The 22,687-nt window shown below is 62.2% G+C and carries 19 protein-coding genes; 13 read left to right on the top strand and 6 right to left on the bottom strand.

What is annotated here, in order from left to right; translation table 11 throughout:
- Positions 1–132: 132 nt before the first annotated feature.
- Together ACQRBV_RS24395 and ACQRBV_RS24400 are read right to left on the bottom strand one after the other, a co-directional pair.
- Positions 133–879 carry a creatininase family protein gene (locus tag ACQRBV_RS24395; protein ID WP_060757186.1) on the bottom strand — a complete coding sequence of 249 codons (747 nt, stop codon included), beginning with the start codon at positions 877–879 and terminating at the stop codon, positions 133–135.
- 30 nt (positions 880–909) lie between these two features.
- Positions 910–1,623 carry a murein L,D-transpeptidase catalytic domain family protein gene (locus ACQRBV_RS24400; protein ID WP_060757185.1) on the bottom strand — a complete coding sequence of 238 codons (714 nt, stop codon included), beginning with the start codon at positions 1,621–1,623 and terminating at the stop codon, positions 910–912.
- Positions 1,624–1,662: 39 nt separating this feature from the next.
- On the opposite strand from ACQRBV_RS24400, the gene ACQRBV_RS24405 reads away from it, so the two are divergent.
- Positions 1,663–3,249 (top strand): L,D-transpeptidase family protein, encoded by a 1,587-nt coding sequence (locus tag ACQRBV_RS24405; protein WP_161549458.1) that lies wholly within the window; start codon positions 1,663–1,665, stop codon positions 3,247–3,249.
- Positions 3,250–3,275: 26 nt separating this feature from the next.
- On the opposite strand, the gene ACQRBV_RS24410 is transcribed toward ACQRBV_RS24405, so the two are convergent.
- Positions 3,276–4,667, bottom strand: coding sequence for a sensor histidine kinase (locus ACQRBV_RS24410; protein WP_060757183.1), 1,392 nt, complete (start codon positions 4,665–4,667; stop codon positions 3,276–3,278).
- Complete coding sequence (locus ACQRBV_RS24415; RefSeq protein ID WP_060757182.1) at positions 4,645–5,328, bottom strand: response regulator transcription factor; 684 nt, start codon at positions 5,326–5,328, stop codon at positions 4,645–4,647. Before ACQRBV_RS24415 ends, ACQRBV_RS24410 begins: the two co-directional genes overlap by 23 nt.
- A 289-nt stretch (positions 5,329–5,617) precedes the next feature.
- Between ACQRBV_RS24415 and ACQRBV_RS24420 the strand changes: the two genes are divergently transcribed.
- A complete protein-coding gene (locus ACQRBV_RS24420; protein WP_060757181.1) occupies positions 5,618–6,523 on the top strand; it encodes a hypothetical protein in 906 nt (301 codons plus the stop codon).
- 157 nt (positions 6,524–6,680) lie between these two features.
- On the opposite strand, the gene ACQRBV_RS24425 is transcribed toward ACQRBV_RS24420, so the two are convergent.
- Positions 6,681–7,907: a multidrug effflux MFS transporter gene (locus ACQRBV_RS24425; RefSeq protein ID WP_411985561.1), complete on the bottom strand. Its 1,227-nt coding sequence runs from the start codon at positions 7,905–7,907 to the stop codon at positions 6,681–6,683.
- 94 nt (positions 7,908–8,001) lie between these two features.
- Between ACQRBV_RS24425 and ACQRBV_RS24430 the strand changes: the two genes are divergently transcribed.
- Positions 8,002–9,423, top strand: coding sequence for a PLP-dependent aminotransferase family protein (locus ACQRBV_RS24430; RefSeq protein WP_205345240.1), 1,422 nt, complete (start codon positions 8,002–8,004; stop codon positions 9,421–9,423).
- Between the two features lie 15 nt (positions 9,424–9,438).
- On the opposite strand, the gene ACQRBV_RS24435 is transcribed toward ACQRBV_RS24430, so the two are convergent.
- Positions 9,439–10,347: a MurR/RpiR family transcriptional regulator gene (locus tag ACQRBV_RS24435; protein WP_060757178.1), complete on the bottom strand. Its 909-nt coding sequence runs from the start codon at positions 10,345–10,347 to the stop codon at positions 9,439–9,441.
- Positions 10,348–10,631: 284 nt separating this feature from the next.
- Here ACQRBV_RS24435 and ACQRBV_RS24440 point away from each other — a divergent pair, with 284 nt between their 5' ends.
- The 10 genes from ACQRBV_RS24440 to ACQRBV_RS24485 all read left to right on the top strand — a co-directional run bounded on the left by ACQRBV_RS24440 (position 10,632) and on the right by ACQRBV_RS24485 (position 22,444).
- A complete protein-coding gene (locus tag ACQRBV_RS24440) occupies positions 10,632–12,569 on the top strand; it encodes a bifunctional 5-dehydro-2-deoxygluconokinase/5-dehydro-2-deoxyphosphogluconate aldolase (RefSeq protein WP_205345241.1) in 1,938 nt (645 codons plus the stop codon).
- A gap of 104 nt (positions 12,570–12,673) precedes the next feature.
- Positions 12,674–13,561: a myo-inosose-2 dehydratase gene (gene iolE, locus ACQRBV_RS24445; protein ID WP_161549463.1), complete on the top strand. Its 888-nt coding sequence runs from the start codon at positions 12,674–12,676 to the stop codon at positions 13,559–13,561.
- Positions 13,562–13,564: 3 nt separating this feature from the next.
- Positions 13,565–14,353, top strand: a complete 789-nt coding sequence (iolB, locus tag ACQRBV_RS24450; protein WP_060757175.1) for a 5-deoxy-glucuronate isomerase — start codon at positions 13,565–13,567, stop codon at positions 14,351–14,353.
- Positions 14,354–14,363: 10 nt separating this feature from the next.
- A complete protein-coding gene (iolD, locus tag ACQRBV_RS24455) occupies positions 14,364–16,295 on the top strand; it encodes a 3D-(3,5/4)-trihydroxycyclohexane-1,2-dione acylhydrolase (decyclizing) (protein WP_411985560.1) in 1,932 nt (643 codons plus the stop codon).
- A 19-nt stretch (positions 16,296–16,314) separates the two neighbouring features.
- Complete coding sequence (locus ACQRBV_RS24460; protein WP_244698532.1) at positions 16,315–17,325, top strand: Gfo/Idh/MocA family protein; 1,011 nt, start codon at positions 16,315–16,317, stop codon at positions 17,323–17,325.
- Between the two features lie 134 nt (positions 17,326–17,459).
- Positions 17,460–18,488: a Gfo/Idh/MocA family protein gene (locus ACQRBV_RS24465; RefSeq protein WP_411985559.1), complete on the top strand. Its 1,029-nt coding sequence runs from the start codon at positions 17,460–17,462 to the stop codon at positions 18,486–18,488.
- A gap of 128 nt (positions 18,489–18,616) precedes the next feature.
- Positions 18,617–18,793 carry a hypothetical protein gene (locus tag ACQRBV_RS24470; protein WP_162843538.1) on the top strand — a complete coding sequence of 59 codons (177 nt, stop codon included), beginning with the start codon at positions 18,617–18,619 and terminating at the stop codon, positions 18,791–18,793.
- A 48-nt stretch (positions 18,794–18,841) separates the two neighbouring features.
- Positions 18,842–19,777, top strand: a complete 936-nt coding sequence (locus ACQRBV_RS24475; RefSeq protein WP_411985558.1) for a sugar ABC transporter substrate-binding protein — start codon at positions 18,842–18,844, stop codon at positions 19,775–19,777.
- A gap of 65 nt (positions 19,778–19,842) precedes the next feature.
- On the top strand, positions 19,843–21,396 hold the full coding sequence (locus tag ACQRBV_RS24480) for a sugar ABC transporter ATP-binding protein (protein ID WP_411985557.1): 1,554 nt from the start codon (positions 19,843–19,845) through the stop codon (positions 21,394–21,396).
- 25 nt (positions 21,397–21,421) lie between these two features.
- A complete protein-coding gene (locus ACQRBV_RS24485; protein ID WP_060757169.1) occupies positions 21,422–22,444 on the top strand; it encodes an ABC transporter permease in 1,023 nt (340 codons plus the stop codon).
- The last annotated feature ends 243 nt before the right edge of the window (positions 22,445–22,687 follow it).

Consider the following 22,687-nt stretch of genomic DNA (forward strand, 5'->3'; position numbering starts at 1 on the left):
CGCTGGGTGGCGAAGCCGCCCTAAACCCTGCCGCTGCGGTGTTTCAGAAAGACCGAGGCGCCTGGTTTTGGGGCTGCTACGCAACCCAGCGCGGGATAAGCCCGCTCACTACAAGGGTCGCAGGGGGAGGGCTCAGGGTTTCGCTTCGCTGCTGAAACTGTCGACCGCCCTGACCAGGCCCTTGGCCGCTAGCGCCACCAACTCACCGCCTTTTTCCACGGTCGCCAGGGCCGGGTCCGAGCCCATGCGTCCGTCGGGGAAGCGTGCGCGGAAGTCCAGCGCCTCGCGGATCGGACCGGTGTTGGCAATCTGCGGCGAATAATCGGCTGACTTGATCGACTCCGGATACGCCCACTGCGTGACCGCGATCTCCGACGGCGTGGCATGGCTGCCATGGCCCACCGGGAACTGGCGGTGCGCCAGATCGCCGACACCTTCAAGGTCCCACCAGTTCACCAGCTTCAGCGCAAACCCGGCTTCGCGACGGGCGTAGCTGGCCTCGGCATACAGTTCGGAAAACGCGGCCTCGATGGTGGCGATATTGCCGCCATGGCCGTTCAGAAACAGGATCTTCTCGAAACCGTGCCCGGCCAGTGAGCGCACCCAATCGCCAATCGCGGCGATAAAGGTGGAAGGGCGCAGCGAGATGGTGCCGGGAAAGCCCAGGTGATGCTGGGCCATGCCGATATTGAAGGTGGGGCCGATCAGGATGTCGGCGTTCTTCTGTGCCTCATGGGCGATGATCTCCGGGCACATCCAGTCGGTGCCCAGGAGGCCGGTCGGGCCATGTTGTTCATTGGAACCAATGGGGATCACGACCGTGCGGCTGCGCTCCAGAAACTGCCCGATTTCGATCCAGGTGGACTTGTGTAGAAGCATGCGGCGCTCTCTTTTATCGGTGGGGACAGGCTATCCACCACGGATTGTACGACTACTGGCCACCTGTTGGGGTTTGCAATTGAGGTAGGTCGAGGACTTCAGCCAATGCCGGTCCGGGTACCAGGAAAACATGAATTGCCCATCCTTGAGCTTGTCCACCACCTGACGCGCCACTTGCGGGCGTACGGCCGGGCAACCCTGGCTGCGACCGATGCGGCCTTCGCGTTTGCTCCAGGCCGGGTTGACGTAGTCGGCGGCGTGAATCACCAGCGCACGGTCGCGGGCCTGGTCATTGAAACCGGGCTCCAGGCCGTCCATGCGCAATGAATAACCGTGGGTGCCCAGGTAACTTTCCTGGGTGCGGAACAGCCCCAGGCTGGACTGGTGGCTGCCCTCGCGGTTGGAAAACTGCGTGGCGAAGTTTTCCCCGGATTTTGCGCCATGGGCCACCAGGTCACGCAGCACCAGGGTTTTCTTGCGCAAATCGAAGATCCACAGGCGACGAGCGGTCGAGGGTTGCGAGTAGTCGATAACCGCCAGGCGATCGGAGCGTTCTTCACCATTATTGACCGCACACTGCACGGCGCTCAGGGCGCTTTTCAATACGGTGGGATTGAGTTCTGGAGCCGAGCGCGCCAGGCTGTTATACAGGGAGGGAGGATTGCCATTGGCGGCGATCGCAGCCTGGCTCAATACAGCCAGGCTCATGGCAGCCAGGCCGAGGCGACGGATAAAAGTCAGCATCTACAGTACATCCCCCCACTGTGGATTGGAGCAAAGTCATTGTTCAAAAAACACGCATGTTACTTGAGCATTTGCTTGCTCGTTGCACCACTGGTCGCGACAGCCGAACTGTTGCCGACAGACGCAGTCCCCGTTGCACCATCCAGCCCGATCCAGCTGGCCCTGGCGCAATTGCCCAGCGTCTGTCCCGACCTGGCGCCACGCATCGACGCTGCCGCACTGCTGCGGTTGCAGGCGTTCTACCAGCAGCAGGGCGACGCTCCGTTGTGGGCAAGCGGTGAACGCCGTTCAGCGTTGCAGGCCCAGCTGCAGTTGCTGGCCGACGATGGCCTGGACCCCACCCACTATAGCCTGCCTGCCGTAGACGCCACGGCCAACGTGCTGTGCAGTGATATCGACAGTAGCCGCCAGTACCTGCAAGCCCTGCAGGACCTGCATTACGGTCGCCTGCAGCAATCGCGGTTCGAGCCGCTATGGCATGCGCTGCCGCCGGCCCGTGACCCGGACACCGTGGTGCTGGCGTTTGCCGCCACGGGGTTGCAAGACATGGCGCAAGCGTTCGATCAGGCCCGCCCCAGCGCGGATTTGTATCGCAGCCTGCGCAATGCTTACGCGACCGTGCGCCTGCAACCCTTGCCGCATTGGGACCCGGTCGCCAACGGCCCCTTGCTGCGCCCCGGCATGGAAGACCCGCGTGTGCCGGAACTGGCGCGCCGCTTGTTCAGCGGCGGCTACCTGGCGAAGGCGAGCCCCGGAAACGGCAAGCAGTACCGGGACGAGTTGGTCAAGGCGGTGAAGGCGTTCCAGGCCAGCCACTCATTGCAAGCGGATGGCGTGATCGGCGCGGGGACCGTCGCCGAACTCAATATCAGCCCGGCCATGCGTCGCGAACAACTGCGCATCAACCTCGAGCGTTTCCGCTGGCTGGCCCAGGACCTGGAACCCGAAGGGGTGGTGGTGAACGTCGCGGCGGCGCAACTGAGCGTCTACCAAAGCGGTATCCCGGTGTGGCAGACGCGCCTGCAGGTGGGCCGCGCCGAACGCCAGACGCCGCTGCTCAAGTCGCGCATCACCCGGTTGACCCTCAACCCCACCTGGACCATCCCGCCGACCATCATGCGCGAGGACAAACTCCCGGCCATTCGTTTGAACCCCGAATATTTGCGCCAGCAAAACTTGCAGGTGCTCGATGCCCAAGGTCATCCGTTGACGGCAGACCAGGTGGACTGGTCGCGCCCGGGCAACATTCTTCTGCGCCAGGACGCCGGCCCGCGTAACCCGTTGGGCCGGATCGTGATGCGCTTTCCCAACCCGTATTCGGTGTACCTGCACGACACGCCCAGCCAGCCGTTGTTTACCAAAGGGCCGCGAGCGTTCAGTTCGGGCTGTGTGCGGGTGGAGCAACCGTTGCTGTTGCGCGACCTGCTGGTGAGCCCGGCCGAACGGACGCGCACCGACGAATTGCTGGCCACCGGCGTGACCCATGAGTTCAGGCTGGCCACACCGGTGCCGGTGCTGCTGGGGTATTGGACGGTTGAGGTGGATCGTCAGGGTGGCTTGGTGTACGCGCCCGATATCTATGGGCGCGACCCGGTGTTGATCAAGGCGATGGGGGCTGTGCTCTAGGGGCTACCCAGCCCCGTTGGGCGGCGTTACTCGGGGATCAATTGCTGGCGGCATTCCAGCACCAGCCGGGCGCCGCCCAGTTCACTGGTGCCGACCTCCAGCTTGAAGCCATGCAGGTTGATGATCGCCGCGACGATCGAGAGACCCAAGCCGAAGCCGCCCTGCTGATCGCTTTCATCCACCCGATAGAAGCGTTGGAACACCGATTTGCGTTCGGCCACCGGAATGCCGGGGCCGGAGTCGAGTACTTCGATCCGCGTGCTGCCCATGTCCGTGGCGGCGCGCAGGATGACTTTGCCCCCGGAGGGGGTGAACTTGATCGAGTTGCTCAACAGGTTGCTCAAGGCTTCGAACAGCAACGCGCGGTCGCCGGTGATCCACGGCAGGGATTCGGGGATCTGCAGCACCAATTCCACTTCGCCTTCTTCCGCCAGGGGCAGGTAGAAATCATGCAGTTCGCGCAGCAGCGGCAACGGGTCCATCACCAGAAAACCCGAGCGCCGCTGGTGGTCTTCCAGCTCGGAGATGCGCAGCAGCCCGCGAAAGCGCGCCATCAGGGTGTCGGTCTCGGCGATGGCGTCATCCAGTTTCACCGCGTGGGCGGAGTCTTCTTCGGCTTGTTGCTTGATGCGGTAGAGCTGGGCGCGCAAGCGTGTCAGCGGGGTGCGCAGGTCATGGGCAATGTTGTCGCAGACGCCCTTGACCTCATTCATCAGTTTTTCGATGCGGTCGAGCATGGCGTTGACGATGGCCGCCAGCATATCCAGTTCGTCACGCCGATTGGACAGCGGCAGGCGGTGCGTCAGGTCGCCGGCGACGATGGCCTCGGCGCTGGCCTGAATCCCGCGAATGCGTCGTAGCGGCTGGCGCCGCAATAGATGCCAACCGGCCGCGCCGGGGATGATCGTCAGGGACAGGGCCCACAACAGGGCATGCCAGATGATCCGGGTGACACCGAACAATGAACCGTTGGCGCGCACCAGTACCAACCAGCGGCCGTCTTCGGTGTGGGTGGCGACGGCGTCGCAGCTGTCCTTGGGCAGCTTGGGGTCGTTGGAGTCGACGCAATTGGCCAGGGCGTGGATCTTGCCGTCCAGGGGCAGGTCGGGCGGCACCGCACGGATCGGCCCGCTCAATGGCCGGAACTGTTCATCGAACAGGCCGTAGGCGTCCACGCCCTTCATGTCGAAGGTCATGCTGGTGGTCAGTGCCTCGACCAGTTCCTCGCCGTCAAAGCGCTGGAACAGGTGTTGACGCTGCATCAGGGAGTGACGCGACAAGTCGCCCAGGTAGCCCGAGACCTCGTAGTACAGCACCCCCATGAGGATGCAGCTCCACGCCACGAACAACGAACTGTACAGCGCCAGCAAGCGGCTGCTGGAGGAGCGCCAGCCCTTAGAGGGGTTCAGCAATGACATACCCGGAACCTCGTACCGTGCGGATCAACGGCGTGAGGCCCGGTGGATCGATTTTTTTGCGCAGGCGACCGATGTGCACGTCGATCAGGTTGGTGCCGGGATCGAAGTGGTAACCCCAGACTTCCTCGAAGATCATCATCCGCGACAGGATCTGCCCGGTGTTGCGCATCAGGAATTCCAGCAGTTTATATTCGGTGGGCAACAGGCTCAGCGGCTGTTCGGCACGGCTGGCTTCGCGGGTGATCAGGTTCAGTTCCAGGTCGGCCACGCGCAGGGCGGTTTCGAGTTCCTTGACCGTGCTTTTGCGCCGCAGCAGCACTTCGACCCGGGCGGCCATTTCATCGGAGGCGAACGGTTTGGTCAGGTAATCATCGCCACCGGCACGCAGGCCGCGTACACGCTCGTCGACGTCGGAGAGGGCGCTGATCATCAGGATCGGCGTCGACACCCCGATGGTCCGCAGCGTGGTGACGATGGCCAGGCCATCGAGTTCCGGCAGCATGCGGTCGAGGGTGATCAGGTCGTAATCCCCGCTCACGGCACGGACCAGGCCTTCGCGGCCGTTGTCTACCCAATCGACATCCAGTCCATGGCTACTCAGCTCGGCGACGATCTCGCGGGCCGTTACGGCGTCATCCTCGATGGTCAAAATGCGTGTCATAGGATTACCTGGTGAGCGTTCACACTAGAAGTGGGGGCATTTTGCCAAGAAATGATAGCGGGCTTACTAAAAAAATATTCATGTTAGGCAAATCGAGCATTCGCTGGGTGGAAGTGCATAACGCCCACCTCTCACGGCTCATTCTTGCAAGTTGCATGATTTCGAGAAGTTCAAGTTATTTAACTGTTTGAAATATATAGGATTTATTTTTGTCGGCGACTGGCATGGTGCCTGCACTGTCCTTTTTGGGACTTGTAACACTATTTTTCATGCCTGGAGCTAAACAACAATGATCACATCCTCATCCACGCTGCAAGAATCAAGCACGCTCTCCGGGGTTTCCTGGGGGGCTATCTTTGCCGGGGCCGCAGCTGCCGCTGCACTTTCCCTGATTCTGGTACTGTTGGGCTTCGGCCTGGGGTTCTCGGCGGTTTCGCCGTGGGCCGACAGCGGGATCAGTGCCAAGGGGCTTGGCATTTCTACCATCGTCTGGCTGGCCTTCACCCAGATCGTCGCGTCCGGGCTCGGTGGTTACATCGCCGGTCGGTTGCGGGTGAAGTGGGCCAATATGCACACGGATGAGGTGTACTTTCGCGACACCGCCCATGGTTTCCTGGCCTGGGCCGTCGCGACGCTGATCACCGCAGTGCTGGTGGTCGGCTCGGTCAGCAGCGTCGTCAGCGGCGGTGTCAAAGCCGGTGCGGCGGTTGCCTCGGGTGCCGCCAGCGGCCTGACTCAAGCAGCCGGCGGTGCCGCCAAAGGCGCCAACAGTGGCGACTTCGATTATTACGTCGACAGCCTGTTCCGCGATGACCGCCCAGCCGCCGTCAGCGATGATGCCGCCCATGGCGTGGTTGCACGTATCTTCACCCGCACCCTGAGCAACGACGGCCAGCTCGCTCCTGAAGACCGGACCTACCTGGCCCAGTTGATCAGCCAGCGCACCAACCTCAGCCAGGCTGACGCCGAAGCGCGTATCGACAAGGTCTACGGCGATGCCCGCAAAGCCATCGAAGACGCCAAGCTCAAAGCCAAGCAAGCCGCCGACACCGCTGCCAAAGTCGCTGCCTACACGTCGCTGTGGACCTTCATCACGCTGTTGATCGGTGCCTTCTTCGCCAGCTTCGCCGCCACGTTCGGCGGTCGCCGTCGGGATGCCGTGGTGTATGTCGAAACCGAAACCTACGTTCGTTAATTCAAGGAGAACACTCTCATGCGCTCATTACTCTTGTGGTTTCTCGGCGTGCCTATCCCGGTCATCATCCTGATCGCGATCTTCATGCACTAACCTGAGCCTGGCTCGGTCCCTTGTGGGGGCGTGCTTGCTCGCGAAGGCGGTCTTTCAGCGATTATCAGCTGACTGACACACCGCTTTCGCGAGCAAGTCCGCTCCCACATTTTGTTTTGCGCAGCGTCAGCCAACCGCTGAGCAGCAACACACTCGCCGCTGACGTCATGATCACCAGCGGGGTTGAAGTGCCATCCGACAGCAACCCGGTGAGCCAGCTGCCCACGGCCGTCAGGAACATCTGGATAAAGAAGAACAGCCCCGAAGCCGTCCCGGCCACTGCGCCGTAGGGCTGCAACACCGACAGCTGGCAAGCTGGAATCGCCATGCCCACCGACACCATGATCACCACCATCGGCAGCACAATCGCCAACCATTCTCCCGGCAAAACAGAAGTCGCGGTGGCAAGTGTCGCACTGCCGACGATGTTCAAGCCGATTGCGGCGCTGATCAACCGGTCGGGTTCGAAACGTTGTACCAGCCGCCGAAACAGGTTCGCGCCGAGCATGTAGCCGCTGATCGTGGCGGCAAACACCAGCGCGTAAGCCGTGGCAGACAAGTGAAAGCCGCGTTGCAGCAAGGCCGACGACTCACTGATGAACGGAAAGTAGGTGCTGTAGACGCAGCCGATGGCGAGCGAATAGCGCAGGAAATAGCGGTCACGCAGCAGTTGGCCGTAGAGCTGCAACAGATTGCGCGGCGGCGCGGCAGCCACCTCTGCCGGGCGGGTTTCCGGCAAGCGCTGATACACCACCAGAGACAGCGCGGCCCCGATCAGCCCCAGCAGCACGAACAGCCCGCGCCAGTCGATCAACGGCAGCAGCAGGCTACCCAGCACGGGGGCGGCCATCGGCGACACGGCCATGGCCATGGAGATCAAGCCCAGCAGACGTGCCTGCTCCTGGCGGTCGAAGTAGTCGCGCACGATCACCCGGCCGATCACCGTGGTGCAGCATCCGCCCAGGGCCTGGAACAAGCGGGCGATGATCAGCACGCCGAGGTTGTCGGACCCGGCGCAGGCGGCGGTGGCCGCCACATACAGGAACAGGCCGCTCAGCAGCACCGGTCGGCGACCGAAGCGGTCGGTCAGCGGGCCGCTGACCAGCAGGGAAATCGCCGAACCCAGGGTGTACAGCGTGAGGGTCAATTGCAATTGGGCGTCGCGGGCGTGGAAATAGTCGGCCATGGCGGGCAGGGCTGGCAGGTGCAGGTCCAGGGTGATGCGCGGCAAGGCGATCAGGAGGGTCAGCAGCACCAGCCAGAATCCCGTGGAGAGGGTGCGTTGTGTCATGGAAAGCCTCGATACCGTTCGTGGAGCCTCGAACTCTACTGGCTTTGTGGTTTAATCCTTTGGGCCACTTATGTCTGGAGTGAATGGACCACTTATGAGTCGAGGAAAAGCCGCATCCGCCTTGGACCTGCCGCGTCCCGCCGCCTTGGACGCAGGCAAGCAGCAGGGCGCTTACGATGCGTTGCGTACCGCCATCCTGAACCGGCAACTGCCGGCGGGCAGTCGCTTGCCGTCTACGCGCAGTCTGGCTGAGCGCTGGTTGGTATCGCGCGGCACCCTCGAGGCGGCCTATGAGCGCTTGCAGGGCGAAGGCTATGTGCAGCGGGTGGCCGGCTCGGGCACGCGGGTATGTGCGGTGATCCCCGAACAGTTCATTGCGGCTGCGGCGCCCAGCGCAAGCGCACGCCGTGCGGCGTTGCCTGATCAGCCTGATGCGGTGGTGCAGAGCCACGTGCCTTTCGTGGCACGGCGCCCGGATGCCGGCCTGTTCGACTTGAAAACCTGGGCGCGTTGCCTCTCCCGTGGCTTGCTCCGCGTGGGCCCTGGTGTGCTGGAAGCCGCCCACCTGGCCGGGCTGCCGGCCTTGCGAGAACAGATCGCCGATTACCTGCGCAGCTATCGCGGCCTGCAATGCGAGGCCGATGAAGTAATCGTCACCACCGGCATTCGCCACGCCCTCGACCTGATCGCCCGCACGCTGCTCAAGCCCGGTGACACGGCCTGCGTTGAAGACCCCGGTTACACACCCGCACGTCGCCTGTTCGGCTTGGCGGGTGCACAGGTCAAGGCCGTGCCGGTGACGGCCGAGGGCCTGGATTGCGCGCAACTGCCTTCCACCGCACGCCTGGCCTATGTGACCCCGGCGCACCAGGCGCCGCTGGGCATGACCCTCTCGGTGTCGCGGCGCCTGGCGTTGCTGGACTGGGCCGCCCGCGCCGACGCCTGGGTGATCGAAGACGACTACGACAGCGAGTACAACTACAACAGCGCGCCCCTGGCGGCGCTCAAATCCCTGGATTGCGGCGACCGGGTGCTCTACTGCGGCAGCTTCAACAAGAACCTGTTTCCCGGTTTGCGCGTGGGGTTCATGGTGGTGCCCAAGGCGTTGCGCCCAGCGCTATTGCGCACCCTGCAACTGACCGGGCATTCGGTGGGCGCCACGGATCAGCTGGGGTTGGTGGAGTTGCTTGGCAGCGGTGCCTTTGTGCGTCACCTGCGCGCTTCGCGCCAGGCTTATCAGGCACGGCGCGACGCATTGCTCGCGTGCTTGCCGGACGGCTGCTCAGTGAGTGGCCAGCAGGCCGGGTTGCACTTTGTCTTGTGGTTGCCGCCGGGTGTGGAAGAACAGGACTTTTGTGAGCGGGCCACTGCCGTCGGGTTGGCGCTGCAGCCCTTGGGCAAGTTCTGCGTAGAGGCCAGCCTGCCGCCGGCGGTGATCATCGGCTACACCGCGCTGACCCTGGCGCAGATCCGTTTTCACGGGCGGGTGCTGACAAAGTTGCTGATCGCAACGTGAGTCGGTGTCTGTCGCTCAGTCTTCGAACCCGACCTGTTCATGAATCTCGTCCACCTTCAATTCCAGGCGATACGCCACTGCAATGAACAGCGCCTGGCACAGGCACAAGGTGGCGCTCAACGAGCGGAAGGCGAACGAGGAACCTTCGTTCACCAACAGCACCGTGTTCGCCCGCTTGGCCAGGGGCGAGAGGTTGCTGTCAGTGATGATCAGGGTCTTGGCCTGCTGGTGCTGGGCGATGCGCAGGCAGTGCTGGGTCTCTTTGCCGTAGGGCGTGAAGCTGATGGCGATCACCAGGTCGTTGGCCCGTACGCTGCGCATCTGCTCGCGGTAGCTGCCGCCCAAGCCTGAGATCAGGTGAATGCGCTTGTTGGTGTGCTGCAGGTTGTAGACCAGGTAATCGGCGACGGCGAAGGAACGGCGCACGCCGACCACATAGATATTGTCGGCATTGACCACCAGGTCCACGGCTTTCTCGAACGCCGCGTCATCGAGTTCCAGCCCCAGGCGCTCGATGCCGGACAGCGTGGCGTTGACGCATTCACGTGCCAGGTCGCCGCCGCTGGCTTTCTGCGACTTGTTGGCGATCATGCTGCGGATGCGCTGCTGGTAGTTCTGTACCGGTGTGGTCTTGTGGGTATACGCCTCGCGAAACAGCGCCTGCATCTCACTGAACCCACTGAAGCCGAATCGTTGCGAAAAGCGCACGATGGCGGAGGGGTGCACTTCGCATTCGCGGGCGATATCGCTGATGCGGTCGACCATGATCCGGTCGCGCTGCTGGCTCATGTAGCTGGCAATGCGCTTGAGCTGACGCGGCAGGCTTTCGTATTCATCGGTGATCAGTTGCAACAGGCGCTCGGCATTGATCGGAGGGCTGGCGAGCGTGGCTTCCAGGGTAGTCTCGGGATCGGTGCGGGACATGGGCAATCCTTCTGGCGTTTTCGTCTGTTGCGCGGGTGGGTGGCGCAAGTCTACAGGGTAGGCGCAAAAAAATACCCCGGCATCACGGCCCGCGCGGCGTGCTGAAACGATGCACGGCGAATGGCGAGCCATTATGTCAGTATATTGGAAAAAATATTCCACAAAAAATAAATATGGAATAAATATTGATTGCGCTCCCCGGACGTTCTAGTCTGCTCCCACCAAGAGCGTTTGCTGTCGCCACGGCAGTACAACGCAGGCTGATAAAAATAACAGGAGCCAGCATGGGCCAGACTCGTTTTGCCAGTGGGCGTCAATTGGATCTGATTTGCCTCGGGCGCCTGGGCGTCGACCTCTACGCACAGCAAGTGGGCGCGCGGCTTGAGGACGTATCCAGCTTCGCCAAGTACCTCGGCGGGTCCTCCGCCAATATCGCTTTCGGCACCGCACGCCTGGGGCTCAAGTCGGCGATGCTGAGCCGGGTAGGGGACGACCATATGGGGCGTTTCCTGGTGGAATCCCTGGCCCGTGAAGGCTGCGATGTCAGCGGCATCAAAGTCGATCCTGAACGCCTCACCGCCCTGGTGCTGCTTGGCCTCAAGGACCGGGAAACCTTCCCCCTGGTGTTCTACCGCGAAAACTGCGCAGACATGGCCCTGCGCGCCGAAGACATCAGCGAAGCCTTTATTGCCTCCAGCAAAGCCCTGCTGATCACCGGTACGCATTTCTCCACCGATGGTGTGTACAAGGCCAGCATCCAGGCGCTGGACTATGCCGCCAGGCACAACGTCAAGCGCGTGCTGGACATTGACTACCGCCCGGTGCTGTGGGGCCTGGCCGGCAAGGCGGACGGTGAAACCCGTTTTGTCGCCGACCAGAATGTCAGCCAGCACGTGCAGAAAATCCTGCCGCGTTTTGACCTGATCGTGGGCACCGAAGAAGAGTTCCTGATCGCCGGTGGCAGTGAGGACTTGCTGAGCGCCCTGCGCAACGTGCGCGAACTGACCCCGGCCACCCTGGTGGTCAAGCTCGGCCCGCAGGGCTGCACGGTGATCCACGGCGCCATCCCGGCGCGACTCGAGGACGGTGCGATCTACCCCGGTGTGCGCGTGGAAGTGCTCAACGTGCTGGGCGCCGGCGATGCGTTTATGTCGGGCTTCCTCAGCGGTTGGCTAAACGATGCGGGCGATGAGCGTTGCAGCCAGTTGGCCAATGCCTGCGGCGGCCTGGTGGTGTCGCGCCATGCCTGTGCCCCTGCGATGCCCACGCCTGCCGAACTGGATTACCTGTTCAACAGCCCGGTGCCCATCACGCGGCCGGATCAGGACGTTACCCTGCAACGCCTGCATCGCGTCACGGTGCCGCGCAAGGTCTGGAAGCCGTTGTTCGTGTTTGCGTTCGACCATCGCTGGCAATTGGTCGACCTGGCGCAAAAGGGCGGGCAGGATCCGGCGCGCATCAGCGATATCAAGCAACTGTTTATCCAGGCCATCGAACGGGTGGAGAAAAAACTTGGCGAGCAGGGCGTCGAGGCCGATGTGGGCCTGCTGGCCGACCAGCGTTTTGGCCAGGATGCGCTCAACGCCGCCAGCGGTCGCGGCTGGTGGATCGCGCGCCCAGTGGAAGTACAGAACTCGCGACCCCTGGCGTTCGAGCATGGGCGTTCGGTCGGCAGCAACTTGATCGCCTGGCCTCAGGAGCAAATCATCAAGTGCCTGGTGCAATTTCATCCGGACGACGAGCCGCTGCTGCGCCTGGAGCAGGAAGCGCAACTCAAGGCGCTGTACGAGGCCTCGCTGGTCAGCGGCCATGAACTGCTGCTGGAGGTCATCCCGCCCAAGGATCATCCATCCCCTTACCCGGAGGTGCTGTATCGCAGCCTCAAGCGCCTGTACAACCTGGGCATCTACCCGGCGTGGTGGAAGATCGAGGCGCAGTCGGCCGAGGACTGGAAAAAGCTCGATGAACTGATTCAAGAGCGCGACCCTTACTGCCGTGGCGTGGTGCTGCTGGGCCTGAACGCGTCGGCGCAATGCCTGGCCGATGGCTTCCAGCAGGCCAGCCACAGCACCACCTGCCGTGGTTTCGCCGTGGGCCGTACGATCTTCCAGGAGCCGAGCCAGGCGTGGATGGCGGGGGAGATCGATGACGAGACCCTGATCCAGCGTGTGCAGGCGACGTTCGAGCAGCTGATCAACGCCTGGCGCAGTTCCCGAACCTGATCACAATTCCAAATATGCAATGCAATCAAATGTGGGAGGGGGCTTGCTCCCTCCCACATAAAAGCAGATCTCAGCGATACCTGAAAAATAAAAAAGGTGCAGCCATGCCCGCAATCCGAATTGGCATCAACCCGATCTCCTGGAGCAATGACGACCTGCCGGCCCTGGGCGGTGAGACTCCCTTGAGCACCGCCCTCAGCGAAGGCAAGGACATCGGCTACGAAGGTTTTGAACTCAACGGCAAATTTCCCAAGGACGCCAAGGGCGTCGGCGATGTGTTGCGCCCCTATGACCTGGCGTTGGTCTCCGGCTGGTACTCCAGCCGTCTGGCGCGGCGTTCGGTGGCCGAAGAAATCGAAGCCATCGCCGGCCATGTCGAGCTGCTCAAACAGAACGGCGCCAAGGTGCTGGTGTATGGCGAAGTCGCCGACTCCATCCAGGGTTCGCGTGTGCGCCTGATCGAGCGCCCGCGGCTGCACAGCGAGCAAGCCTGGCAGGCATACGCCGACAAACTCACTGAACTGGCGCGTTTCACCCTGTCCCAGGGGGTGAGACTGGCCTACCACCACCATATGGGCGCCTACGTCGAGTCTCCCGAAGACATCGACCAGCTGATGCGCCGCACAGGCCCTGAAGTCGGCCTGCTGTTCGACTCCGGCCATTGCTACATGGGCGGTGGCGAACCCATCGAGGTGCTGCGCAAACACATCGACCGCATCTGCCACGTGCATTTCAAGGACGTGCGCAAAGCGGTGGTGCAACTGGCGCGCAACCAGATGTGGAGCTTCCCCGATTGCATCGTCAACGGCACCTTCACGGTGCCGGGTGACGGCGATATCGATTTTGCCGAATTGCTCGATGTGCTGCTGGCCGCGAACTACCAGGGCTGGCTGGTGGTGGAGGCCGAGCAGGACCCGGCCGTGGCGCCCAGCTATATCTACGCCAAAAAGGGTTATGACACCTTGCGTGCACTTCTCGACGAGAGGGTTTGAGTGATGAGCTTGCTGGTCAAAAGCAGCAAACGCGGACAAACCATGGTGGCCCTGGAAGCCGGGCGCCTGGAGTACGTGGGTTTTTCCGCTTACCGCCTGAGCCTGGGCGAAACCCTGCCGGTCAGCGCCGGGGATAACGAGCTGTGCCTGGTGCTGCTCAGTGGCCGGGTCGATATCCAGGGCGAGGGCTTCAACTGGCAGAACCTCGGTGATCGCCAGTCGGTGTTCGAGGAGAAGTCTCCGTTCGCCGCCTACCTGCCGCCCGGCACCGAGGCCCAGGTGACGGCGTTGAGCGATGTGCAAATCGCCGTTTGCGCCGCGCCCGGTGCACCGGGTTTCGAACCGCGCCTGATCCGCCCCGAACAGTGCAGGCGCAGCGTGCGCGGCAAGGGCGCCAACACCCGCTATGTCTGCGACATCCTGCCCGACAGCGAGCCGGCGCATTCGCTGCTGGTGGTGGAAGTGCGCACGCCGTCCGGGCATTCGTCGAGCTACCCGCCGCACAAGCATGACACCGACGACCTGCCGCGCCAGAGCTTTCTCGAAGAAACCTACTACCACCAGATCAACCCGCCCCAGGGCTTCGTGTTCCAGCGCGTCTACACCGATGACCGCAGTATCGACCAGGCCATGGCCGTGGAAAACAGTGACCTGGTGGTGGTGCCCAAGGGCTATCACCCGGTCAGCGTACCGTATGGCTATGAGTCCTATTACCTGAACGTGATGGCCGGCCCCAAGCGTGCCTGGCATTTCCATAACGACCCGCAGCACAGCTGGCTGCTGGACCTTTAAGGGGCGCTTCATGACCACAACCCGACTGACCATGGCCCAGGCCCTGGTGAAGTTCCTGGATAACCAATACATCGAAGTCGATGGCGTGCAGAGCAAGTTTGTCGCCGGGGTGTTCACGATTTTCGGCCACGGCAATGTGCTCGGCCTGGGCCAGGCCCTGGAGCAGGACAGCGGCGATCTGGTGGTGCATCAGGGGCGCAACGAGCAAGGCATGGCCCACGCGGCCATCGGTTTCGCCAAGCAGCACCTGCGCCGCAAGATCTACGCGTGCACGGCGTCCGTGGGCCCGGGTGCGGCGAATATGCTGACCGCCGCCGCGACGGCCACCGCCAACCGCATCCCGTTGTTGCTGTTGCCCGGCGATGTGTATGCCAGCCGCCAGCCCGACCCGGTGTTGCAACAGATCGAGCAGTTCCATGATCTGAGCATCAGCACCAACGACGCCTTCCGTTCCGTGAGCAAGTACTGGGACCGTATCAACCGCCCCGAGCAATTGATGACGGCGGCCATTCACGCCATGCGCGTGCTCACCGACCCGGCCGAAACCGGCGCGGTCACCCTGGCACTGCCCCAGGACGTGCAGGGCGAAGCCTGGGACTATCCCGATTATTTCCTGCAAAAGCGCGTGCATCGCCTCGAGCGTCGCCCGGCCACCACGGCGATGATCGAGGATGCCGTGGCGGCATTCCGGGGCAAGCGCAAGCCGTTGATCATCTGCGGTGGCGGGGTGCGTTACTCCGGCGCGAATGCTGCGCTGCAAGCCTTTGCCGAACGTTTTGATATTCCCTTCGCCGAAACCCAGGCCGGCAAGAGCGCCGTGATCTCCAGCCATCCGCTGAACGTCGGTGGCCTGGGGGAAACCGGTTGCCTGGCGGCCAACCTGCTGGCGCCGCAAGCGGACCTGATCATTGGCGTCGGCACCCGTTATACCGACTTCACCACCTCGTCAAAGTCGCTGTTCAAACATGCCGAGGTGACGTTCCTCAACCTCAATATCAACCCCTGCGACGCGTTGAAACTCGATGGCGTGCAAGTGCTGGCGGATGCGCAAGTTGCCCTTGACGCGCTGGCCGATGCGCTGGGGCATTATCGCGCCGGTTGGGGCGAGCAGATCCAAGAGGCCAAGGCACTGTTCGACGCCGAGGTAGACCGTGTGCACCAGGTGGAATATCAGGGCGACGACTTCGTGCCTGAGGTCGATGACCGCCTGGACCGTGCGGTGCTGCGTGAATTTATCGAGCTGACCGGCTCCTGCCTGACCCAGAGCCGCGTGCTCGGCGTGCTGAACCGGACCCTGGCCGACGACGCGATCATCGTCGCCGCCGCCGGCAGCCTGCCCGGCGACTTGCAGCGTGCCTGGCGCAGCAAGGGCGTCAACACTTACCACGTCGAGTACGGCTATTCGTGCATGGGCTACGAGATCAATGCGGCCCTGGGCGCGAAGCTGGCTGAGCCAAGCCGGGAGGTCTATGCACTGGTGGGCGATGGCTCCTACATGATGCTGCATTCGGAGCTCGCCACCTCAATTCAGGAGCGGCGCAAAATCAACGTGGTGCTGTTCGACAACATGGCCTTCGGCTGCATCAACAACCTGCAACTTGGCAATGGCATGGACAGCTTCGGCACGGAATTTCGCTTTCGCAACCCCGAGAGCGGCAAGCTCGATGGTGGGTTGGTGCCGGTGGATTTCGCCATGAGTGCGGCGGCATATGGCTGCAAGACTTACAAGGTCAGCACGCTGGAGCAACTGGAGGCGGCCTTGGCCGATGCGCGTACGCAGACCGTCTCGACGCTGATCGACATCAAGGTACTGCCCAAGACCATGGTGCATGGCTACCTGTCGTGGTGGCGGGTGGGCGTGGCGCAGGTCTCCACCAGTGAGCGCACGAATGCGGCGGCGAAAAAACTCAATGAACAGCTGGCCAAGGCCCGGCAGTACTAATAACAAGAGGAATGAATCTATGTCGTTGAAGCTTGGAGTGATCGGTACGGGTGCCATCGGCCGGGACCATATCCGGCGTTGCAGCCAGACCCTGCTCAACAGCCAGGTGGTGGCAGTCACCGATATCAACCTTGCGCAAGCCGCCCAGGTGGTGGCGGACTTGAAGCTGGACGCCGAGGTGTACCCGGACGGTCATGCGCTGATCACCTCACCGCAGGTCGAGGCGGTGCTGGTGACGTCCTGGGGGCCGAGCCACGAAGAGTTCGTGCTGGCGGCCATCGCCGCCGGCAAGCCGGTGTTCTGCGAGAAACCCCTGGCAGTGACGGCCGCGGGCTGCCGCAGGATCGTCGACGCCGAAGTGGCGTACGGCAAGCGCCTGGTGCAGGTCGGTTTCATGCGCCCTTATGACGAAGGCTATCGCGCCCTCAAGGCCGTGATCGACAGCGGCCGGATCGGCGAGCCCTTGATGTTGCACTGCGCGCACCGCAACCCGAAGGTCGGCGAGAACTACAAGACCGACATGGCGATCACCGACACGTTGATCCATGAGCTGGATGTACTGCGCTGGTTGCTCAACGACGATTACGTCTCGGTGCAAGTGGTGTTCCCACGCAAGTCGAGCAAGGCGTTGGCTCACCTGCGCGACCCGCAGATCGTGCTGCTGGAAACCGCCAAGGGCACCCGTATCGATGTGGAAGTGTTCGTGAACTGCCAATACGGCTATGACATCCAGTGCGAAGTGGTGGGGGAGACCGGCATCGCCAAACTGCCCGAGCCGTCCCAGGTGCAATTGCGCAGTGAGGCGAAACTGTCGAATGCGATTCTGATGGATTGGAAAGACCGGTTTATCGCGGCCTACGACGTGGAGCTGCAAGCCTTCATCGATGGCGTGCGCGCAGGCCAGGTGGGCGGGCCTTCCGCGTGGGATGGGTTTGCGGCGGCGGTGGCGGCGGACGCCTGTATCGAGGCGCAGGGCAGTGAGCAGATTGTGAAAGTCAGTCTCCCTGAGCGCCCGCACTTCTACGGCTGAGCGAACCTGTGGGAGGGGGCTTGCTCCCGATAGGCCGCGCAGCGGCCTCAAAAATGAGCCTGCTACGCAGTCCATCGGGAGCAAGCCCCCTCCCACATATGGATTGGGTTGGCCGTTCAAGAAGGAGTTGAAGCATGCGAATTGGACTAGTCGGCTACGGCCACGGCGGGCGATTCTTCCATGCGCCGCTGATTGCCACATTGCCAGGGGCCACCTTTGTCGGGGTGGTGACACGCTCAGCGGAACGTCGGCAGCAATTGAACAGCGACCATCCCGGGGTGAAGGCGTTTGACAACATCGGCCAGATCGTCGAGGCGGGTGTCGACGCGCTGGTCATTTCGACCACGCTCAAGGGCCGCCCGGCGCTGGTACTGGAGGCCATCGAACACGGTGTCGCCGTGGTCAGCGACAAACCCTTCGCCGCCAATGCCGAGCAGGCCCAGGCGCTGATTACCGCCGCCGAACGCCAGGGCTCGCTGTTAAGCGTCTATCAGAACCGGCGGTGGGATTCGGACTACCTGACCCTGCGCAAGCTCATCGACGCCGGTGCCCTGGGCGAGATCACCCGGTTTGAATCCCGGGTCGAACGCTACAGCCCGCAAGCGGTGGGCAATGCCAGCGGCGGCGGCTGGCTGCGGGACCTGGGCAGCCACTTGGTGGACCAGGCGCTGCAACTGTTCGGCCCGGTGGACCGGGTGTTTGCACAGCTGCAGTTCAGCCGCGACTACCCCGGCCTCGACCACGGGTTTTTTGTCAGCCTGACCCACGCCAATGGCGTGATTTCCCATTTGTGGGGCAGTGCGCTGCAAAACAGCCAGGCGCCGCGCTTTCGGGTGAGTGGCACCGGAGGGTGTTACACCGTGGACGGGCTGGACGGCCAGGAAGAAGCCTTGATGGCCGGCAAGTCACCGAAAACCGAAGGTGAGCACTGGGGCGCTGAAGAGCACCGGCGCTGGGGTTGGTTCGAGCAGGGGCCGGAGCGCGAGCGCGTGCCGTCGGAGAAAGGCTGCTGGACCGAGTTCTATCGTCAGTTGCAGCGCGCCGTGCAAGGCCAGGGCCCGCTGCCGGTGGAGGCCTGTGACGCGCTGGAAACCACCCGTATATTGGACGCCGCGCGCCTGAGCGCCGAGCGCCAGCAGGTGGTTTCAACAAAAATGGAATAAAATTCCAAAACATATTGATATAGAAATTATTTTCCAATAAAGTCTTTTCCAGGTTGCAAAAAAGTACGTTCGAACCCGATTCGCACGACTCAACAAAAACAAGATCAAAAACAACCAGGTACCGTCAGATGAAAATCTTCAACGCTGTACTGCGAGTTTTACGCCCCGCCTTTGCGTCACGCGGTCTGCCCCGCCCCCGTCCGTTTTACTTCTCTTTCCTGAATGTGCTGTGCGTCGAAAACCAGGGCGCGCTGGTGTGCTGCATTCCCGGCGCACCGGTGGTCCGACTGCCCGCCGAACTCTGATCAACGCAACGTCCAGAAAACCAACAAAAATGTGGAGACAGACCGTTCATGAAGACCCCGATCCGTTTTACCGCGCTGGCCCTGTCCATTCTGCTGACCAGCGGCTTTGCTGCGGCCGCCGATCTCAAGATCGGCGTAAGCATGTCGCAGTTCGATGACGCCTACCTGACCACTGTGCGCGAGTACATGCTCAAGCAGGCCAGTTCCTATCCCAAGGGCGATGGTGTGCAACTGCAATTCGAAGACGCCCGCGCCGACGTGGTCAAGCAACTGAGCCAGGTCGAGAACTTCATCAGCCAGAAAGTCGACGCCATTATCGTCAACCCGGTCGATACCGCCTCCACGGCAAGAATCAGCAAGGAGGCAACCGAAGCCGGCATCCCGTTGGTCTACGTCAACCGTCGGCCGGATCAGAAGGATCTGCCCAAAGGGGTCGCGGCCGTGACGTCGAATGATGAAGAGGCCGGCCGCATGCAGATGCAGTACATCGCCGACAAATTGGGCGGCAAGGGCGCGATCGTGATCCTGCTCGGCGACCTGGCGAACAACTCCACCACCAACCGCACCAAGGGCGTCAAGGAAGTCCTGGCCAAGTATCCGGGTATCAAGATCGAGCAGGAACAGACCGGTGCCTGGCTGCGCGACAGAGGCATGACGCTGGTCAGCGACTGGCTGACCCAGGGCCGTGCGTTCAACGCGGTGATTTCCAACAACGATGAAATGGCGATTGGCGCCGCCATGGCCTTGAAATCGGTGGGGACCAAGCCGGGGAGCGTATTGATCGCGGGTGTCGATGGTACGCAGGACGGTTTGAACGCGGTGGCCAAGGGTGACCTGGCCATGTCGGTGTTCCAGGACGCCAAAGGCCAAGGGGACGGCGCGGTGGAAGCGGCACGCAAGATGGCCAAAGGCGAAACGATCGAACAGAACATTGTCATCCCGTTCAAGCCGATCACCGCCGACAACGTCAAAGATTTCAAGTAGCCCTGGTATAACAACAATAAGCCGGCAGGGCGGTCTCGGCCGTCCTGCAGATGGAGTACTTTTCTATGCTCGCTCAAGCGACTGCTTCGCAGCCTCCGGGTATCCAGCCTGTCGAACCGCAAGAACCCTACCTGTTGGAGATCGTCAACGTCAGCAAAGGCTTTCCCGGTGTCGTGGCCCTGGCCGATGTGCAACTGCGGGTGCGCCCAGGTACGGTGCTGGCGCTGATGGGGGAGAACGGTGCGGGCAAGTCGACGCTGATGAAAATCATCGCCGGGATCTATCAGCCGGACGCCGGCCAGATTCGCCTGCGGGGCAAGCCGGTCAAGTTCGAAACGCCCCTGGCGGCGCAGAAGGCCGGGATCGCGATGATCCACCAGGAGCTCAACCTGATGCCGCACATGAGCATCGCCGAGAATATCTGGATCGGGCGCGAGCAGCTCAACAGCCTGCACATGGTCAACCACCGCGAGATGCACCGCTGCACGGCGCAGTTGCTGGCGCGCTTGCGGATCAACCTGGACCCCGAGGAACAGGTGGGCAACCTGAGCATCGCCGAACGGCAGATGGTCGAGATTGCCAAGGCGGTGTCCTACGACTCTGACATCCTGATCATGGACGAACCAACCTCGGCGATTACCGACAAGGAAGTCGCGCACCTGTTTTCGATCATTGCCGACCTCAAGTCCCAGGGCAAAGGCATTGTCTATATCACGCACAAAATGAACGAAGTGTTCGCCATCGCCGATGAAGTGGCGGTGTTCCGTGACGGCCAGTACATCGGTTTGCAACGTGCCGACAGCATGAACAGCGACAGCCTGATCTCGATGATGGTCGGCCGTGAATTGAGCCAGTTGTTCCCGGTGCGCGAGACACCGATCGGCGAATTGTTGCTCTCGGTACGCGACCTGAGGCTGGACGGCGTATTCAAGAATGTCTCGTTCGACCTGCACGCCGGTGAAATCCTCGGTATTGCCGGGCTGATGGGCTCGGGGCGCACCAACGTCGCAGAGACCCTTTTCGGTATTACCCCAAGCGACGGCGGGCAGGTCACCCTTGATGGCAAGGCGGTCCGCATCACGGACCCGCACATGGCTATTGAAAAAGGCTTCGCGCTGCTGACCGAAGACCGCAAGCTCAGCGGTCTGTTTCCGTGCCTGTCGGTGCTGGAAAACATGGAAATGGCGGTGCTGCCGCATTATTCGGGTAATGGCTTTATCCAGCAGAAGGCCCTGCGGGCGCTGTGCGAAGACATGTGCAAGAAGCTGCGGGTGAAAACCCCCTCCCTTGAGCAGTGCATCGACACCTTGTCCGGCGGCAACCAGCAGAAGGCCCTGTTGGCGCGTTGGCTGATGACCCACCCAAGGTTGCTGATTCTCGATGAGCCCACTCGCGGCATCGACGTAGGCGCCAAGGCCGAGATCTATCGCTTGATCGCCTTCCTCGCCAGCGAAGGCATGGCGGTGATCATGATTTCCTCGGAACTGCCCGAAGTGCTGGGCATGAGCGACCGGGTGATGGTGATGCACGAAGGCGAACTGATGGGCACCCTGGACCGTGCGGATGCGACCCAGGAAAAAGTCATGCAGCTGGCTTCCGGTATGACGGCAGTCCACTGACGCAAGCATAAGAAGGTGATTGGCTATGAATGCGATAACAGAAAACAAACCGGCCACGGCCCCGGCCAAGAACCGTCGACGCCTGCCCACCGAGCTGAGCATTTTGCTGGTGCTGATCGGCATCGGGTTGGTGTTCGAACTGTTTGGCTGGATCGTGCGCGACCAGAGTTTCCTGATGAACTCCCAGCGCCTGGTGCTGATGATCCTGCAGGTGTCGATCATCGGTCTGCTGGCGATTGGCGTGACCCAGGTGATCATCACCACCGGTATTGATTTGTCCTCGGGCTCGGTGTTGGCACTGTCGGCGATGATCGCCGCCAGCCTGGCGCAGACGTCCGATTTTTCCCGGGCAGTGTTTCCCAGCCTGACGGATCTGCCGGTCTGGATTCCGGTGGCGATGGGGCTGGGCGTGGGGCTGCTGGCGGGGGCGATCAACGGCAGTATCATCGCCGTCACCGGTATCCCGCCGTTCATTGCCACCCTGGGCATGATGGTTTCGGCCCGTGGCCTGGCGCGTTACTACACGGAAGGCCAGCCGGTGAGCATGCTGTCGGATTCGTACACCGCAATCGGCCATGGCGCCATGCCGGTGATCATCTTCCTGGTGGTCGCGGTGATCTTCCATATTGCCCTGCGCTATACCAAATATGGCAAGTACACCTATGCCATCGGCGGCAACATGCAGGCGGCGCGTACCTCGGGTATCAACGTCAAGCGTCATCTGATCATTGTCTACAGCATTGCCGGTCTGCTTGCCGGGCTGGCCGGTGTGGTGGCCTCGGCACGCGCCGCCTCCGGCCAGGCCGGCATGGGTATGTCCTACGAGCTGGATGCGATTGCCGCCGCTGTGATCGGCGGCACCAGCCTGACGGGCGGGGTAGGGCGCATTACCGGTACGGTGATCGGCGCACTGATCCTCGGCGTGATGGCTAGCGGCTTTACCTTTGTGGGCGTGGATGCGTATATCCAGGACATCATCAAGGGCCTGATCATCGTGGTGGCGGTCGTCATCGACCAATACCGCAACAAGCGCAAGCTCAAGCGCTGACGCGCAGCCGCAAGTCATGAGCCACAAGCGGCAAGCCGAGCTTTACAGCTTGTCGCTTGCAGCTTGCGGCTTATAGCTGTTTCACGAACTTTCCTGCTATAAACGCACTCCGATGACCGTTCTCCGAGCCCGTCCTGATGCTTCTGGGGGTTATCTCGGAAAAATTGCCTGTCTTTTCAGTTGCTGCGCTCTCAAGTCGGCCTTAGACTGCCGCCCCTCGTAAATTGAGTGCCGGGTGGCGCT

This window comes from Pseudomonas sp. R11F (genome assembly GCF_050312575.1).
Lineage (GTDB): Bacteria > Pseudomonadota > Gammaproteobacteria > Pseudomonadales > Pseudomonadaceae > Aquipseudomonas > Aquipseudomonas palleroniana.